The organism is Bifidobacterium sp. UTBIF-78 (assembly GCF_006408945.1).
Lineage (GTDB): Bacteria > Actinomycetota > Actinomycetes > Actinomycetales > Bifidobacteriaceae > Bifidobacterium > Bifidobacterium myosotis.
Map to the genome: position 1 here is coordinate 1 of NZ_JFAO01000034.1, position 16,447 is coordinate 16,447.

11 protein-coding genes, 1 tRNA gene and 2 pseudogenes are annotated in these 16,447 nt (G+C 64.4%); all 14 read right to left on the reverse strand.

The window, feature by feature from the left end; translation table 11 throughout:
- Positions 1 to 768: ABC transporter ATP-binding protein (locus BG22_RS07940; RefSeq protein WP_140494678.1), on the reverse strand; the 768-nt coding region annotated here is incomplete at its 3' end.
- A complete protein-coding gene (locus BG22_RS07945; RefSeq protein ID WP_140494680.1) occupies positions 768 to 1,724 on the reverse strand; it encodes an ABC transporter ATP-binding protein in 957 nt (318 codons plus the stop codon). The genes BG22_RS07940 and BG22_RS07945, both read right to left, overlap by 1 nt.
- The gene (locus BG22_RS07950; RefSeq protein ID WP_140494682.1) at positions 1,717 to 2,700 is read right to left on the reverse strand and encodes a branched-chain amino acid ABC transporter permease; all 984 of its coding nucleotides are present in this window, start codon (positions 2,698 to 2,700) and stop codon (positions 1,717 to 1,719) included. Before BG22_RS07950 ends, BG22_RS07945 begins: the two co-directional genes overlap by 8 nt.
- Positions 2,701 to 2,703: 3 nt before the next feature.
- On the reverse strand, positions 2,704 to 4,089 hold the full coding sequence (locus BG22_RS07955) for an SdrD B-like domain-containing protein (RefSeq protein ID WP_375137712.1): 1,386 nt from the start codon (positions 4,087 to 4,089) through the stop codon (positions 2,704 to 2,706).
- Between the two features lie 177 nt (positions 4,090 to 4,266).
- Positions 4,267 to 4,638, reverse strand: coding sequence for a CrcB family protein (locus tag BG22_RS07960; protein WP_169834096.1), 372 nt, complete (start codon positions 4,636 to 4,638; stop codon positions 4,267 to 4,269).
- Complete coding sequence (locus BG22_RS07965) at positions 4,638 to 5,486, reverse strand: CrcB family protein (RefSeq protein ID WP_140494685.1); 849 nt, start codon at positions 5,484 to 5,486, stop codon at positions 4,638 to 4,640. Before BG22_RS07965 ends, BG22_RS07960 begins: the two co-directional genes overlap by 1 nt.
- Positions 5,487 to 5,642: 156 nt before the next feature.
- Positions 5,643 to 6,929 (reverse strand): adenylosuccinate synthase, encoded by a 1,287-nt coding sequence (locus BG22_RS07970; RefSeq protein WP_140494687.1) that lies wholly within the window; start codon positions 6,927 to 6,929, stop codon positions 5,643 to 5,645.
- A 224-nt stretch (positions 6,930 to 7,153) separates the two neighbouring features.
- The gene (gene fbaA / locus BG22_RS07975) at positions 7,154 to 8,221 is read right to left on the reverse strand and encodes a class II fructose-bisphosphate aldolase (protein WP_094667929.1); all 1,068 of its coding nucleotides are present in this window, start codon (positions 8,219 to 8,221) and stop codon (positions 7,154 to 7,156) included.
- Positions 8,222 to 8,488: 267 nt separating this feature from the next.
- The gene (locus BG22_RS07980; RefSeq protein WP_140494689.1) at positions 8,489 to 9,430 is read right to left on the reverse strand and encodes a DMT family transporter; all 942 of its coding nucleotides are present in this window, start codon (positions 9,428 to 9,430) and stop codon (positions 8,489 to 8,491) included.
- 2 nt (positions 9,431 to 9,432) lie between these two features.
- Positions 9,433 to 9,503, reverse strand: a tRNA-Gly gene (locus tag BG22_RS07985).
- A gap of 368 nt (positions 9,504 to 9,871) precedes the next feature.
- Positions 9,872 to 10,816: a zinc metalloprotease HtpX gene (gene htpX / locus BG22_RS07990; protein WP_140494691.1), complete on the reverse strand. Its 945-nt coding sequence runs from the start codon at positions 10,814 to 10,816 to the stop codon at positions 9,872 to 9,874.
- 390 nt (positions 10,817 to 11,206) lie between these two features.
- Positions 11,207 to 12,676, reverse strand: coding sequence for an FAD-dependent oxidoreductase (locus tag BG22_RS07995; RefSeq protein WP_169834095.1), 1,470 nt, complete (start codon positions 12,674 to 12,676; stop codon positions 11,207 to 11,209).
- 670 nt (positions 12,677 to 13,346) lie between these two features.
- Positions 13,347 to 15,149: pseudogene (locus BG22_RS08000) on the reverse strand (HAD-IC family P-type ATPase); the annotation flags it as partial.
- 171 nt (positions 15,150 to 15,320) lie between these two features.
- Positions 15,321 to 15,941 (reverse strand): annotated as a pseudogene (locus BG22_RS11350) (hypothetical protein); the annotation flags it as partial.
- Positions 15,942 to 16,447: the final 506 nt, after the last annotated feature.

Here is a 16,447-nt window from a genome sequence, read left to right on the forward strand (position 1 = left end):
GTCCTCCAGCAAATCGCGCCCGCGGCCGGAATAGGCGTTGCGTCCCTGATCGAGCACGTAGCCGCGGTCGCAGATCTGCAGGCAGCGGCGGGCGTTCTGCTCGACGATGATCACCGAGACGCCGGCCTTGTTGACCTGACGCACGCGGATGAAGGTCTCGTCTTGGAGCATCGGGGAGAGGCCCGCGGAGGGCTCGTCGAGCAGGAGCACGGACGGGTTCATCATCAGGGCGCGGGCCATGGCCACCATCTGCCGTTCGCCGCCGGAGAGCGAGCCGGCGAGCTGATCCTTGCGGGCGCCGAGTTTGGGGAAGATCGAACAGACGTAGTCGAACCGCTCGTTGAACTGCTTCGGGGCCTGATAGGCGCCCATATGCAGGTTTTCGGCGATGGTCAGCGAGGGAAACACGTTCTCGGTCTGCGGCACGAAGCCCACGCCCATGGAGACGAGCCTGTCGGCGCGAAGGTTGGTGATGTCCTTGCCTTTGAGGATGAGCTTGCCGGAATGGATGTGGACCAGTCCGAACAGGGATTTGAGCAGCGTGGACTTGCCGGCGCCGTTCGGGCCGATGATGCCGACGATCTCCCCCTCGTGCAGGGTCAGGGACGCGCCGTTGAGGATGTTCACGCCCGGCAGATAGCCGGCCACAAGGTCCATGGCGTCCAGCAGCGGCTCGCCCTCCGGCTCCCCGACGTGGATTTCGGAACGTGGGCGGGCATCGGTGGTGACGGCACCGCCGGCGACAACGGCATCAGAATACGCACTCATCAGTTCTCCTCGCTTTCCTTGAGATCGAGAACGGAATCGTCGCCGAGGTCGATGTTCGCGTTGGCGCCAAGGTAGGCGTCGATCACGGCGGGGTCCTCCATCACGGACTTGGGCTGGCCTTCGGCCACGATCTTGCCTTCGGCCATCACGGTGACCCAGTCGGCGATGTGACGGACCATATTGATGTCGTGCTCGACGAACAGCACGGTGGTGCCCTCCTCGCGCAGCGACATGATGTGGTCGAGCAGCGACTGCTTCAGCGCCGGGTTCACGCCGGCCATCGGCTCGTCGAGCATGACCAGCTGCGGGTCGCTCATCAGCGCGCGGGCCATTTCGAGTAACTTGCGCTGGCCGCCGGACAGCGAGCCGGCGAAGTCGTCCTTCTTCTTGATGAGCAGAAACCGTTCGAGCAGCGCCTCGGCCTTCTCGATGTTGGCCTTCTCCTGACGTCTCCACAGCGCGGGCACCAGCGAGCGGAACATGCCTTCGCCGGGCTGTACGGGCGCGCCGAGCAGCATGTTATCGAGCACGGTCAGACGGCTCATCACCTTGGTGAGCTGGAAGGTGCGGACCATGCCCATGCGGGCCACCTTCTCGGGCTGCACATGGGCCATGTCGTGCCCGTCGAACCGCCACTCGCCGGTGTTCGGGGTGTCGAAGCCGGTCATGAGGTTGAAGAACGTGGTCTTGCCGGCACCGTTCGGGCCGATGAGCGCGGTGATGCCGTGCCGTTCGATCTCGAAGTGCTTGACGTCCACGGCGGTCATGCCGCCGAATTTGCGGGTGACGTTGCTGGCCACGAGGATCGGGTCGGGCTTGTGGACGCCGGGCGTGTTCTCCACGAACTTCAAGTCCGAGGAGACCTTGTCGCGGTAGGCGGTGGAGATGAGCGTCTCGCCTTCGGGGGCCTTGGTGGCCCACTTGGTGATGTCTTGGAATGGCTTTGTCTCAGGCATTGAACGCCAGCTCCTTTCGGTCTCCCAAGAGGCCTTGCGGTCTGAATATCACCAGGCACATGAGCGCCACGCCCACGATCACCCAGCCGAGCGACTCCACCTGGTTCGAGGAGATGAGCGTGTCCGGGATAGTACCGCGCATGAGCTCCTTGACGAAGGTGAGCAGCACCCACAGCAGGCAGGAGCCCAGAATCGGACCGAAGATCGTTGCCGCACCGCCCAGCAGCAGGATGGTCCATGCGTAGAACGTGACCGCACGGCCGAGCGAATCGGGCTGCACGGAACGCGGCAGTACGAAGATGATGCCGCCGAGCGCGCCGAAGATGCCGCCGAGAATCAGGGCCTGCATCTTGTACTTGGTCACGTTCTTGCCCAGCGAACGGATGGCGTTCTCGTCCTCGCGGATGCCCTTGAGCACGCGGCCCCACGGCGAGTGGAACCAGCGCCAGCACAGCAGCGCGGCGACCGCCACGAGCACCCAGGCCACGATGCGCAGCCACCATGAGTTTGCGATGTTGTTGTTGTACGTCCACAGCAGGAAGGTGGTGGCGCCGTTCGGCAGCGGCGAGGCCTCTTCGAACTGCGTGGTGAAGTCCTGAGGGGAGATGCCGGCCGAGCCGCCGGTGATCTTGGTCATGGCCGTCGAACGCCCGATGATGCGGATGATCTCGGCGGCGGCCAGCGTGACCATGGCCAGATAATCGGGGCCGAGCTTCAGGGTCGGGATGCCCAGCAGCAGCGCGTAGATCACCGCGAGCGCGATGGCCGCGCACACCGAGGCGAACAGGTTGCCGCCCATGGACTGGGTGATGGCGAACCCGTACGCGCCGAGCAGCATGAATCCGGCCTGGCCCATGTTCATGAGTCCGGTCATGCCGAAGTGGATGTTCAGACCGATGGCGGCCAGCACGTACGCCGCCGTGGTCGGGGCGATGAGCTCGCCCAACGTATTGGAGATGATGGTAAGGAAATCCATGGCTCAGCCCACCCTTTGCTGCTTGCCGAAGAGGCCCTGCGGACGGATCAGCAGGACGATGATGAGAATCGCCAGCGCACTGGCGTAGCGCATGTCGTTGGGGATGACGAGCGAGCTCATATCCGCGACGATGCCGATGATCAGGGAGCCGACGAGGGCGCCGTTCGCAGTGCCGAGGCCGCCGAGGGTGACCGCCGCGAACATGAGCAGCAGCAGGGTGGCGCCGGTGTTCCACGAGATGCCGTTGAGATAGATGCCGAGCAGCACGCCGGAGAGCGCCGCCATGCCGCAGGACAGAATCCACACGATGCGCACCACCTGTTCGACGTTGATGCCCGAGGCGGAGGCGAGCGCCGCGTTGTCGGAGACGGCGCGGGTGGCGCGTCCGAGTCTGGTCCGGTACAGGAAGAGGGATACGCCGACGATCACGAGGATGGCGATTGCCGCCGAGACGAGCGTGGGCACATCCGTGGTGATCGGCCCAATCTCGAAGCTGGCCGGCACGGACTTGGTGATGCCCTTGATCTCGCCGCCGAAGAAGAACTGGAAGACGTACTGCAACGCCATGGACAGGCCGATGGTCACGATCATCTGCTGCATGGTGCCCACGCGCTTGCGGCGCAATGGCGCCCAGACGAGTTCGTTCTGGATCAGGCCGGTGAGCGCGCCGATCACCACCGCGAAGATGGCGGAGGGAATGAGCGGCCAGTGCAGCACCTGCGTGCCCACGTACGCCATCAGGCCACCCAGGGAGACCTGCTCGCCGTGTGAGAAGGAGCTCAGGCCGGTGGTGCCGTAGACGAGGTTCATGCCTACGCTCATCAGGCCCAGCATGAGACCGAAGATGATGCCGGAGAACAGCTGCTGCCAGATGCGCTTGCCGATGTTGGCGGTCGCTGCGGAGCCGTTGGTGTCCGCGGACGCGCCGGACTGCGAGCCGGATTTGCCGTCGGCGGTCGAGCCCGAGCCGGCCGAACCGGTGGATGCGGCGGCCGGCTTGTCGAAGCGGACCACCTGACGGGCCTTGTCGAAGCTGTTCTTCTCGATGTCGACGGTGGCGGTGGAAGCCTTGAGACCGTGCTCCTTGGCCACGGACTCGTCCATGGTGACGGTGTATTCGCCGTCGGCGGTCACCGAGAACGCCCATTTGCCTTCCGCATCGGTGGTGGCGGTGGCCTCCTCCTTGCCGGAAAGCTTCAGGGTCACGTTGGCGATGGGTTTCTTGTCCGCATCCTGCAGGATGCCGTTGACGCATCCGTTCGTGGCGGTCGGGTTACATGTGGGCACGGCTTCGGCCGCAGACGCGCGACCGGGTGCGGCAATGCTCAGCGCCATCAATAGGGCGAAAACTGTGGTGAACAGTAACAATCCCAGTCGATGACGCCGCATGGAAATGTGTACGGCTGTCATATAACTGTCCTCTCTGGATTGGTTTTCAACCTAGGAGAACAATCGGCGCGCACGGTTGCGCCCAAGTTTCCCTCGCGTTACCGGATCTCCGGTTCGTTACGAGGGGATAACATCGCCGGCTGAACCGGCACCCGGCTGGGCGCGGCCGATGCCCGGCTAATCCCCGAGCGAGCCGACCATCCAGCCGGCGGCCACGCACAGCACCGGCACCACGATGGTGAGCAGGAGATACACGGCGAAGGTGACGAAATGCCTGTTACGCCCCAGCGAGACCATCTCGTTGATCGCGGTGGAGAACGTGGAGAAACCGCCGAGGAACCCGGTGACGAAAAGCAGGTATGTGGATTCGGCCACCACCTGATGGGCGAATGCGGCCGCGGCCACGCCGGCGCAGAACGTGGCGATCACGTTGATCACGAACGTGGAGAGCGGGAACAGCCGGTTCCACCACCGCTGAATCGACGTGTTGAGCACGAACCGGGCCACCGCGCCAAGACCGCCGCACAGGCATACAAGCAGGAACGTCATCAGCGGGCCTCCCCCGTGGTCGGGTCGCCGGTGAGTGGAATCTCATCGGTGATGGGAGCCGGCTCATAGGAGGGCGGCGCGGCGGCACCGGCACCGGCGGCGTCGGCGGCATCCGGCGCTATGACGACGGTCTGACCGGCGGTCACATGCCGTTCCCCGCCTTTGGCCCGTTGCAGCAGCAACGCGTTCTCCGCGGCCTTGGCGGTCTTGCGGGAGGCGGCCAGAAGGCCGAGCCTGGCACCGACATAGGCCACGAGCAAACCGCCGGCGAAACTGATTAGCAGATACGTCACCGCGGCGGCGATGCGGTCGGCCTGCAGCGAGACGAGTTCCTCGATGGCCAGCGCGGACAGCGTGGAGAAGCCTCCACACATGCCCATGCCGATGCCGCGCGAGGTGAGCTGGCGGGTGCGCTTGCGAATCCACGCGGCCTGCGACAGATAGGAGGCCAGACACGCGAAGACGAAGCACGCCACCATGTTGGCGGTGAAGGTGGGCACGTGGAACGAACTCCAGAACCCATCCGGAGCCGCGGTGGCGGGCAGGGCGAAGCTCAGGGCGTACCGCATGGCCGTGCCGAGCATGCCGCCGAGGAACACCACGAGATACATCATGCCGTCGGCCAACGGGTTGAACCGGGCCTGCACACGCTTGATGGGCGCGAGTGGAATCTGCGGCGGTTTGACAGCCGCAGCCGCTCCTTGCGGCGTCGGCACGGATTCGGCGCGCACTTGGGCCGCGGAGATCTCCTGTGTGCTGGGCGCAGGTTCGGGCCCTTGCCGCCGGTCCAGTGCGGCCCACTGCCCCGATGTCGGCCGGGGTGTCCGGTAATCGTCGTGTTCGGTCATGCTCAGCCTCGCTCATCGGCGCGATTCCAGGCGTCCGTGGGTAACATCCATGGGTACGTGCCGTGGGCACGGGCTCGGCCCGCACGGACAACCGGAATCGGGCAATCAGCTCATCAGCCAGTCAGCCAGTCACCGTCCGATTCGTCTGCCGACGAATCAGTCGATCAGCGAGTGGATGGAGATGATGTGGTCGCGCTGGGGACCGGTGCCGATGGCGGAGATGCGGCAGTTCGACAGCTCCTCGAGGCGCTTGACGTACGCCTGGCAGGTGGCCGGCAGCTCGTCGAAGGAATGGCAGTTGGAGATGTCCTCGGTCCAACCCGGCATCGTCTCGTAGATCGGCTTGGCGATGGAGAAGGCGGCCTGATCAGTCGGCATGTCGTCGTACCGCTCGCCGTCCACGTCGTAGGCCACGCAGATCGGAATCTCCTTGAGACCGGTGAGCACGTCGAGCTTGGTAAGCACGATGTCGGTCAGGCCGTTGACCTGGGAGGCGTAGCGGTTGACGACCGCGTCGAACCAACCGCAACGACGCGGACGGCCGGTGGTCACGCCGTACTCGTGGCCCTGCTTACGCAGCCACTCGCCGGAGTCGTCGAAGAGTTCGGTGGGGAACGGGCCCTCGCCCACGCGGGTCACGTACGCCTTGGAGACACCGATCACACGGGTGATCTTGGTGGGGCCCACGCCGGTGCCGGTGCAGGCGCCGCCGGCGGTCGGGTTGGAGGAGGTGACGAACGGATAGGTGCCGTGGTCCACGTCGAGCATGGTGGCCTGGGCGCCCTCGAACAGAACGGTCTTGCCCTCGTCCAGCGCCTTGTTGAGGATCAGGCCGGTGTTGGCCACGTACGGCTTGAGACGCTCGCCGAGCTTCAGGAGCTCCTCGGTGGTCTGGTCCACGTCGATCGGACGGCGGTTGTACAGCTTGACAAGCATCTGGTTCTTCTGGTGGAGGCTGGCCTCAACCTTGTCGTGCAGATGCTGGGCGTTGAACAGATCATGCACGCGGATGCCCACGCGGTTGATCTTGTCGGCGTAGGCCGGGCCGATGCCGCGGCCGGTGGTGCCGATCTTGTGCTTGCCGAGGAAGCGCTCGGTCACCTTGTCGAGCGTGCGGTGGTAGGGGGCGATGATGTGCGCGGCCTCGCTCACCAGCAGATGGGAGCAGTCGATGCCACGGGCCTCAAGGCCGTCGATCTCCTGGAACAGCACCTCGGGATCGACCACCACGCCGTTGCCGATCACCGGGGTCAGGTGGGGGTTGATGATGCCGGAGGGCAGCAGGTGCAGCGCATACGACTCATTGCCCACCACCACGCTATGGCCGGCGTTGTTGCCGCCGTTGAAGCGGGCCACGTAATCGACCTTGGTGCCGATCAGATCGGTCGCTTTGCCTTTACCCTCATCGCCCCACTGCGCGCCAATAAGAACAATTCCCGGCATGTTAGCCTCCCCGCTCGTACGTTTCCGCCGGGGATAAGGTTACCTTACGGCCTCTACCCGTGGAAGGGCGGTCTCACGTCTTTTTGGATCGTTGGGATTCCCAATGGGGATTGAGGGGATTCCCCAAGGGAATCGATGGAATCCCCAAGGGTGATGGTGTCACGTATGACGCTCCACCCGATATTCGCTCGTCCCCAATCCTCGTTCCGCCCGAATTCCTGACGCTACTTGAGCGCCTTGCCGGCGGAGCCGAGCTGTTGGCAGGCCTCGATCACACGCTGGGTCATACCCGCCTCGGCCTTGCGACCCCAGGAACGCGGGTCGTAGAACTTCTTCTCGCCCACTTCGCCATCGATCTTCAAGACCTTGTCGTAGTTCTCGAAGACATGGTCGGCGATCGGACGGGTGAAGGCGTACTGGGTGTCGGTGTCGATGTTCATCTTGACCACGCCATAGCTCACGGCCTCGGCGATCTCCTCCGGGCGCGATCCCGAGCCGCCGTGGAACACGAGCTCGAACGGCTTGCCGTTGGGGAAGGCCACGTTACCGGCCGCGCTGGGCAGCTCGCCGTCGACCACGGCCTGGGCCACGCGGGCCTGAATCTCACCCAACAGGGCCGGGCGCAGCTTGACCACGCCGGGCTTGTAGGAGCCATGCACGTTGCCGAACGTGAAGGCGGCCATGTAGCGGCCACGCTCCCCCAGACCGAGACGACGGGCCACTTCCAATCCATCCTCGGGGGTGGAGTACAGCTTCTCGTTGATCTCGGCGGAGTGGCCGTCCTCCTCACCGCCGACCGCGCCAATCTCGATCTCGAGCACGGTGTGGGACGCCTGGGACTTGTCGAGCAGTTCCTCAGCGATGTCCAGATTCTCCTTGAGCGGCACGGTGGAGCCGTCCCACATGTGCGACTGGAACGTCGGCTCCTTGCCGTGCGCCACTTCGTCCGCCTCGTAGGCGAGCAGCGGACGCACCCACTCGTCAAGGTACTGCTTGGCGCAGTGGTCGGTGTGCAGGGCCACGGTGATGTTCGGGTACTTCGCGGCCACCACATGCGCGAAGGCGGCCAACGCCAGCGAACCGGTGACGCGATCGTTCACGCCCTGGCCGGACACATATGCGGAACCGCCCACGGAAATCTGGATGATGCCGTCCGATTCGGCATCGGCGAAGCCCTTGAGCGCCGCGTTGAGGGTCTGGGAGCTGGTCACATTGATGGCAGGGTAGGCATATCCGCCGCGACGGGCGGCGTCGAGCATTTCGGCATAACGTTCCGGTGTTGCGATCGTCATGGCTTCATTATCCCTCGAGCCCTGCCCGCCGGCGTTGGACCCAGAGTGAATTCCGAACGAACCCGGCTGTGCGATTGGTCACACCGCGCACAAGGCGAGGGCATCTGCCCATGTGCAATCGGCTCACATGCGCCCCCGTAATCACCATTTGACTGAGAACACCCTATTGCGCAATGGCTCCCACATGGCCCCTCCTCCTTGAGGTGAGCTGCCGCGAAGTGGCTGAGGGGAGCCCTGACGAGCAGCAAACCCGCAGTCAACGCACCCTCACCGCACCAGAAACACCATGATGATGATCATCGCGAAGCCCACCAGATCGGTGGGCGTGAACACGGCACCGGCGAACAGCACCCCCGAAATGGTGGCGGTGACCGGTTCGCTGGTGCCGAGCATCGTGGCGCGCATCGCCCCGCAGCGCTGCGTGCCGGCGAGGAACAGCCAGAACGCGCCGAACGTGCCGGCGACCACCGTAAACGCCATTAACGCCACGCCCCATCCGTCCAGCGCTGGCGCGGTGGCCCACGGACGCACGAATGGCAGCAGTATTACGCCGGAAATGATAAACATGATGCCGTTGACGGTGAAGTTGCCCCACTTGGCCATCAGCGCGATTGGCGCGATGGACATCACCGAGGTGCACACGGCGTCCACCAGTCCCCAGAGAAGTCCCGGCAACGGCAGGCTGAGCTGGGTCAAATCGCCGCCCGTGGCGATGAGCACCGTGCCCACGAAGGCGAGCGCCACCCCGATGCTCTCGCGTTTGCCCGGAAGCCTGCGTCCCGTGATGCAGACGAACGCCAGCACGAACAGCAGGTTCAGGGTCTGCAGCACCGTGGCGGTACCGGAATTGGTCCAGTCGATGGCTTTGAGGTAGGAGACCTGCACCATGAGCACACACACGACCGAACAGATCAGCAGCTTGACGTAGGAGCCGCGGTCCTTGAGCGCGCCCACAAGCTGCTTCGGCGTGAACACGGCCGAGCAAATCAGGAAAATGAGGCCGGCCAGCAGCTCGCGCACGCACGCGATCCACATGGGATCGGCGTGGTAGGTACCCATCAGAATCTTGGAGACCGTGGCGTTGACGCCCCACAGCACGCCGCCGGCAAGCGCCAGTGCACCGCCAACGAGGATGTCGCGCGGCGTACGTTCGAGGGTGGGTGCGGGCTTTGGCTTCGGGACTTCAGAGGTATGTGATGAAGTACACATAGAGCGGATGACGGGAGTCGAACCCGCCTCTAAAGCTTGGGAAGCTTTCATTCTACCGATGAACTACATCCGCATGTGCCGCTTTCGCGAAGCACAGAGGGCCAGTCTACCATGACCCCGCCGAAAACGCTGCGACCGTTTCGCGATCATGGCTCACGGCCGTGTTTCATCATCACGCACCATACGCGCCGTGCAAGCGCCGCGCCCGGCCCGCTATCACTCACTGAAAGCACCACCGCGGCCGCGCCACCGCAGCACACGGGCGGAATAAGCGCCCCGGCCACCCCGGCAGCGCATCCGCCACTGGAACTAGTGGTCTGTCCCGATAAATAGTTGAGCAGTGTTGGCCCTCTCTGACGAGGGGACTGGCAGCGAAGCTGACTTGGGGGAGAGACAGAGTTGAAGCCCTCAATTATTAACGAGTATTAACGAGACAGGACACTACCGCAGCACGCGGGTGGAGTACACAGGTGCGGAAACCGGCGCGCCATTCATCTCCTGGGCCATCTGCATCAGGCGCGCGATGCGCTGGTCGGTCGGCGGATGGGTGGAGAAGAGCTTCGAGAATCCCGCGGCGGAGAACGGGTTGGCGATCATCATGGCGGAGACGGACTGGGTGCCGGCGGTCTTGCGCATCGGCGTGGTCTGCGCACCGTAGGAAATCTTGTTGAGCGCGGAGGCGAGGGCTTCGGGGTCGCCGGTCAGCAGACTGCCATCCTCGTCGGCGTCGTATTCGCGCGTGCGGGAGATGGCCATCTGAATCAGGGATGCGGCGATCGGCGCCAGAATCATGCTCAGCAGCACACCGATCAATCCCAAACCGCCGGAGCCGCCTTCACGGTCGTCGCGCGAGCTGCCGCCGCCGAAGTACATGAGCGAGTAGCCGAGGTAGGTAATCACGGTGGCCATGGCGGAGGCGATGGCGGAGGTCAGAATGTCGTGGTTGTACACATGCATGAGCTCGTGGCCCAGCACGCCGCGCAGTTCGCGGGCGTTGAGAATCTGCAGGATTCCCTGCGTGCAACACACGGCGGCGTGGCGCTCGTTGCGGCCGGTGGCGAAGGCGTTGGGGCTCATGGTCGGCGCGATGTAGATGCGCGGCATCGGCTTGCCGGCCTTGGCGCTCAGTTCGCGTACGATCTGGTAGATTTCGGGGGCCTCCTGCTCGCTGACCTCGCGCGCGCCCATCGAGGCGATGGCGAGTTTGTCGGAGAACCAGTAGGAGAAGAACGTGGTGGCCAGACCGATGACGATGTAGATGCCCAACGTCTGGCGACCGCCTCCGGTGGCCCACCAAATCAGCATGATGATGCCCCACATCAGGGCGAACAGCAACGTCGTCTTCAGGCCATTCATATGGCCATGCACCCGTACTTTGGCATCCATGGTTCACACACTAAATTCACTAACTGAGTTTTAGCTGGACGTATGCCGAGGGCTACACCGGGCGCAATGCACCGTGGGAACCGCAGAGTTACGGCATCAAAAGGGGATCGCGGCCGGTGCGACGCGGCAGACGGCATACAGCACAACATGGCACACGGCACACAGCACAGCACAACACGCGAAACGGGACGAAACATAAGTTTCAGACGACACCGACTTACGTTTCGTCCCGTTTTTGGATGCCAAAGTGGGACGAAACGTAACACGACCTCGTCGCTGACTTACGTTTCGTCCCGTCCGGGCCAGACACGGCCAGACCAGCCGCGGCCCGGCCACCGACCGGCCAATAAATCAGTCAACCGACCGGCAGAGGCCGGCCGGACGCCCCGATCAGGCGAGGGCGAGCTCACGCATCTGGTCTGGCTCGATGACCTTCTTGTGCTCGCGACCTTCCTTCGCACCCTCGGCGCGCTCGAAGGCGTCCACCTTCTTCCAACCGGCGAAGTCGATCGGCCTGATGCCGCGCTCGGCAAGCAGTCGATCGATGGATTCGGGGTCACGGTCCTCGGCCACGCGACCGCCCTCGGCGGCCTTGGCCAGATCCTCGAGCATGTTGGTCACGATGGCGAGCGCGTCGGACTTGGTGGAGCCGATCAGACCGACCGGGCCACGCTTGGCCCAGCCGGTGGCGTAGAGGCGTTCGCGCACTTCGCCGCCATCAGCCTCGGTGGTGATGCGGCCGTCGCCGTTCGCGTTGGCGAGGTGCGCGCCGTGCTCGTCGTAGGCGATGCCGGGCGCCTCGGCCGGCTTGTATCCGATCGCGTGGTAGACGGCCTCGACCGGGTAATCGGTGAACTCGCCGGTGCGGTGCATCTTGCCGTCGGCGCCGGTTTCGGTGCGCTCGACGCGGATGGCCTTGACCTTGCCGTCCTCGCCCAGGATCTCGGTGGGAGCGGAGTTGAAGTGGATGTAGTACTTGCGGTCGGCCGGGTTGCCTTCGAAGTCCACGTCGCCGTCGTCTTCCATGTCCTCGGCCATCTCGCGCACGGCGAACAGCTCCTCGACCATCTGGCGGGTGAGCTTGTCCTTGCCGGCCACCTCGATGGTCTCATCGTCCAGGTCGAAGTCGTCCTCGTTGATGATGAGCTGCACGCCGGGCAGCTTCTCCATCTCGCGCAGCTCCTGCACGCTGAACTTGGCCTGAGCCACGCCACGGCGGATGAACAAGTGCAGCACCTTGGCCTTGTTCTTGCCGATGCCCTCGTACACGTTGTCCGGAATGTCGGTCTTGGCCTTGAGGTCGTCGGCGTTGCGCATGAGCTCGCGCGCGACGTCCATGGCCACGTTGCCGCCGCCAATCACGGCGACGTTCTCGGCAGTGAGCGGCCATTCGCGGGCGCCGGTGGGATAGCCGTCGTACCATTCCACGAACTTGGCCGCGCCGTAGACGCCATCGAGGTCAGCGCCGGGCAGGTTGAGCGGCTTGTCCTTGACGGCGCCGGTGGCGAAGAGCACGGCGTCGTAGCGAGCGAGCAGGTCGTCGAGGGTGACGTCCTTGCCGAACTCCACGTCGCAGTAGAGGTGGATGTCCGGGTTGTCGAGCGTCTTCTCGAGCGCGGAGGCGATGAACTTGATGGACGGGTGGTCCGGGGCCACGCCGTAGCGGACCAGGCCGAACGGCACCGGCAGCTTTTCGAACAGGTCGATGCGGGCTTCGGTGCCGACGCCCAGCTCGTCGCCCAGTTTCTTGAGCTGGCGCAGGAAGATGTCGGAGGAGTAGACGCCGGCCGGACCGGCGCCGATCACGGCGATGCGGAGTTCGTTCGCGGTGTTTGCAGCAGTATTCGAAGATTCAGTCACGCGCTCTAGCGTAACGCAAAGCCTTCCGTTGCAACAGGGGGCAAGTAGTGGAATTCTGCGTGTTTGGCCATAGACGGCGTGCTTGGCAAGGCGCGCTTGGTTAGGCACGATTGACGAGGCGCGATTGACGACGGATACGAGCCAGTACCTCATGAACACCCAATTCACAGGCAGCTTGCGCTTGATGCTCCTATTGGTCCGTCTCTTAAATAATTGAGGGTTTCAGCTTTTCTCTTCCCCAGTTAGCTGTCGCTGACAGCCCCCTCATCAGAGAGGGCCGATACCAATCAAACAATTGCGAGACAAACCACTCTGTTCATTCATTTGGTAGATTCGGCGTTCATTTGGCAGGCACCCACTTGAATCGCCCATTGAAATGGCGGGGTTTCAGCGGTCGCTCGGCCATGGCACCTACCAAACGATTGGACAATCCACCAAATGGGTGATTCTGGCACAGGGCCCCTTCGCATCTCAGCGAAGTCACGGCCCCAACAAGATGAACTGTAGGATTATGGGCGTCGCTAATGTCAGATTATGGCTTTCCCTAATGTAGGATTATGGACTTTTCTAATGTAGGATTGCGGTTTTCCTCCCTAGCTACACCGTGAATCCTTGCACCAGGTGTCGGTCAGTGCAAGGATTCACGGACGACGCCATAGCACCGCCCGCATTACTCCCGGTCGAGGACGGCGGTGAGCGCCCAGAGGATGCTCACCACGTCGATGGCCTCCTGGAGGAACGCGCCCGCGACGACCGGAATCAGGTTGAAGGCGGCGGCGATCATGCCGAGCACGGCGAGCGCGAGACCCGCAACCACAGCCTGCAACATGACACGCTTGGTGCGGCGGGCGATGGCGATGGCGCGTGGCACGGCGGCGATGTCGTCGTTCATGATGACCACTTGGGCGCTTTCCGAGGCGGCGGTGGAGGTGCCGTCGGTCATGGCCACTCCGAGATCGGCCACGGCGAGCACCGGCGCATCGTTCACGCCGTCGCCGACCATCATCGTGACGGTTCCGCTGCCGCCGGCCGCTGCCTTGACCGCAGCCACCTTGTCTTCCGGGAACAGCTCGGCGTGGACCTCGTCGATGCCGACCTCGCGCGCGATGATCTCGGCCGACGCGCGCTTATCACCGGTGAGCATCGCCAGCTTGGCGACGCCCAGACGGTGCAGCGAGTCCAGCGCGGCCTTGGCATTGGCGCGCGGCACGTCACGCAGCACGATACGCGCGATCAGCTGGCCATCCACCGACACGTAGGAGGCCATCTCATCCGGTTGCAACCGACCGAAGCGCGTGCGCAACGATTCGCCACCCTCTTCAGCGCCCCCTTGCAAGGGTATCCGGCCACGAAGCGGACTGAGGGGGTTGGCCGTCAGGAACCCATCATCCCGCGCCGCGGCAAACGACAGTCGGCCGACGCGCACCATGTGCCCGTTGACCTCGCCGGACACGCCCTTGCCCGCATCCTCCTGCACGTTCTTCACCACCGGATAGTCGCGGCCGTGGCCCGACCAGCTGGCCTCCGGTTCCGGGCAGAGCCGCTGGCCGTCCTCATAGCGCTTGCGCAACCGCTCCATCGCCGCGGCGCCGGCCTTGGTGATGCCTTTGGACAGGATATGCACGGAATAGCTCTCCACCACGCCGGCGAACATCAGCACATGATCCTCATCCAAACGCAGGCGGTCAACCGGCACGGCACCGCTGGTCCGCGACGCGGGAACGCTCGGAACGGCACCGGCCGAACCGGAAGAAACCAAACCGGACGAAACCGAATCAAGGGAAACCGAACCAGGGGCCACCGAACCGGCAGAAGAAATCCCGTCGCACGGCTGCGCGACCACCGCTTCGGGCAGCATCTCCACACGCACCACCTGCGGCTGTTTGACGGTCAGCGTGCCGGTCTTGTCGAAGAACACCTGCGTGACTTTGCCGAGGTTCTCCAGCACGTCCTGGGTCTTAATGAGCACGCCGGCCGCCGCAAGCCGCCCGGTTCCGGCGATGTACGCCACGGGCGCGGCGATGAGCAGCGGGCAGGGCGTGGCAAGCACCAGCACCTGCGCGAAGCGAGTCGGCACACCGGACACGGCCCACGCCGCGGCCGCAATCACCAAGGAGAGCACGGTGAACGGCACGGCGAGCCGGTCCGCGGTTCGTACCACGGCCGGGCGTGACTCCTGCGCGGAATGCACCAGCGCCAGAATGCGCTGGTACTGCGAGTCGGCGGCGGCTTGCGTGGCCCGCATGGTCAACGCCGTCGAACCGTTGACCGCGCCGGACATCACGCGCGCGCCGGCGAACACCTCGCGCGGCACCGGCTCGCCGTTGATGGCGCTCAGATCCAGCGTGGCCGCGCCGGAAAGCAACTCACCATCGACCGGCACGGTTTCGCCGGGCAGCACCATGAGCACGTCGCCCGGCCTGACCTGTTCTACGGGCAACGTATCGAAATGATGGGCCGTGGCAACGGCGGCCAGGGTCGCCGATCGCATGGCTTTATCCGCCTTGATGACTACGGAATCACAGTCTTCGGGACTGCGGCCGGTGATGGCGCAGGCGTCCGGCCGGTTTTCGGCGCGCAGCCGTCGCCCGGTCTGCGGTACCGGCCGGACAGCAGGCCGTTCCGCCCGTCGCGGGGAAGCCACGCTCGCGGACACGCGGCGGAATCCGCTCTGCGCGGCGGTACCGTCACCACCGGCATCCCCCACGCCCTGCGCATCATCCTCGCCACCCGTAGCGCCGCGTCCCACACCGGGCAGGTTCACTACGTGGGCGCTGCGCGGCGCCGCCTCGACCAGCGCGGTCAGGTTGCGCTCGGCCTTGCTTTGGGCGTACTCCTCGATGGCCTCGCCGGACGTAATCATCAGGGTCACGGCCCACGCCGCCCAATATTCATGGACCGCCACGGTGGAGAGCATCGCCATCACCGCGAGCAAATCGACGCCCACCTGACCGTGCCGCAGGTCATCGATCATGCCGCGCACCGTATCGATCACGATGATGAGCACGAGCACGATGGTGATCCACTGCCCCATGCCGGGGTCGCCAAGCACCGGGATATGCAAGGCGCCGTTCGCCGCCCCACCGGCGGACGATGCCACGGCACCTGGGGAGGCCATGCTGCCCCACGGACGCCAATCGCCGAGCAACGCCAACGGGATGGCCGAGAGCACCACCACGGGAAGCATCGGCACCAGCCGACAGACGCGGATTGCGGCGGCGAGGATTCGCCTGAAGAATCTGAAGAGACCGATGAGATCGCTCATCACTGCTCCTTACACTCGTATACGGAGCCCATCGCGGCGGCATTGCGGGTATACGTGCGTGGCCTGCCGTGATCGGCACTTTGGTCACGCCTTGTTAACCCATCGGCGTCTGTGCCGGACTCGTTGCGAGCCCCGCGCGACCTTCCGATACACGGCGTAAAGAATCGGTATTCAGTTATTGCAAATTCTTGCGTCTCCTATGGTGCCGGATATGCGGGACTTTCGTCGCACCGCGAGTCGAGCCGCACGGAAGATGATCCCAGCCGCGCAAACCGCAATCAGCGTGCTTGCCGGCGAACGGCCAGGCAGCGCGGAGAAACGCGGCGGCGCAAGCCCATATCGCGCGATACCGTCCATATCATCCATATCGCGCAGAGCGCGGCAGCAACCGCACGAACCGTACAACCCATAACAAAAGGACCGTGGGGGCTCACCCTCCACGGTCCTTCGATTGTCCGACATGGCGCTCGGCGGCGACCGTCCAGCGTCATGTGACGTATTTTCGG

Excerpts from the sequence above, each read along its gene's own strand:
- BG22_RS07945 (WP_140494680.1), bottom strand. The coding sequence starts at position 1,724 with ATGCCTGAGACAAAGCCATTCCAAGACATCACCAAGTGGGCCACCAAG.
- BG22_RS07950 (WP_140494682.1), bottom strand. The coding sequence starts at position 2,700 with ATGGATTTCCTTACCATCATCTCCAATACGTTGGGCGAGCTCATCGCC.
- BG22_RS07955 (WP_375137712.1), bottom strand. The coding sequence starts at position 4,089 with ATGCGGCGTCATCGACTGGGATTGTTACTGTTCACCACAGTTTTCGCC.
- BG22_RS07960 (WP_169834096.1), bottom strand. The coding sequence starts at position 4,638 with ATGACGTTCCTGCTTGTATGCCTGTGCGGCGGTCTTGGCGCGGTGGCC.
- BG22_RS07965 (WP_140494685.1), bottom strand. The coding sequence starts at position 5,486 with ATGACCGAACACGACGATTACCGGACACCCCGGCCGACATCGGGGCAG.
- BG22_RS07970 (WP_140494687.1), bottom strand. The coding sequence starts at position 6,929 with ATGCCGGGAATTGTTCTTATTGGCGCGCAGTGGGGCGATGAGGGTAAA.
- fbaA (WP_094667929.1), bottom strand. The coding sequence starts at position 8,221 with ATGACGATCGCAACACCGGAACGTTATGCCGAAATGCTCGACGCCGCC.
- BG22_RS07980 (WP_140494689.1), bottom strand. The coding sequence starts at position 9,430 with ATGTGTACTTCATCACATACCTCTGAAGTCCCGAAGCCAAAGCCCGCA.
- htpX (WP_140494691.1), bottom strand. The coding sequence starts at position 10,816 with ATGGATGCCAAAGTACGGGTGCATGGCCATATGAATGGCCTGAAGACG.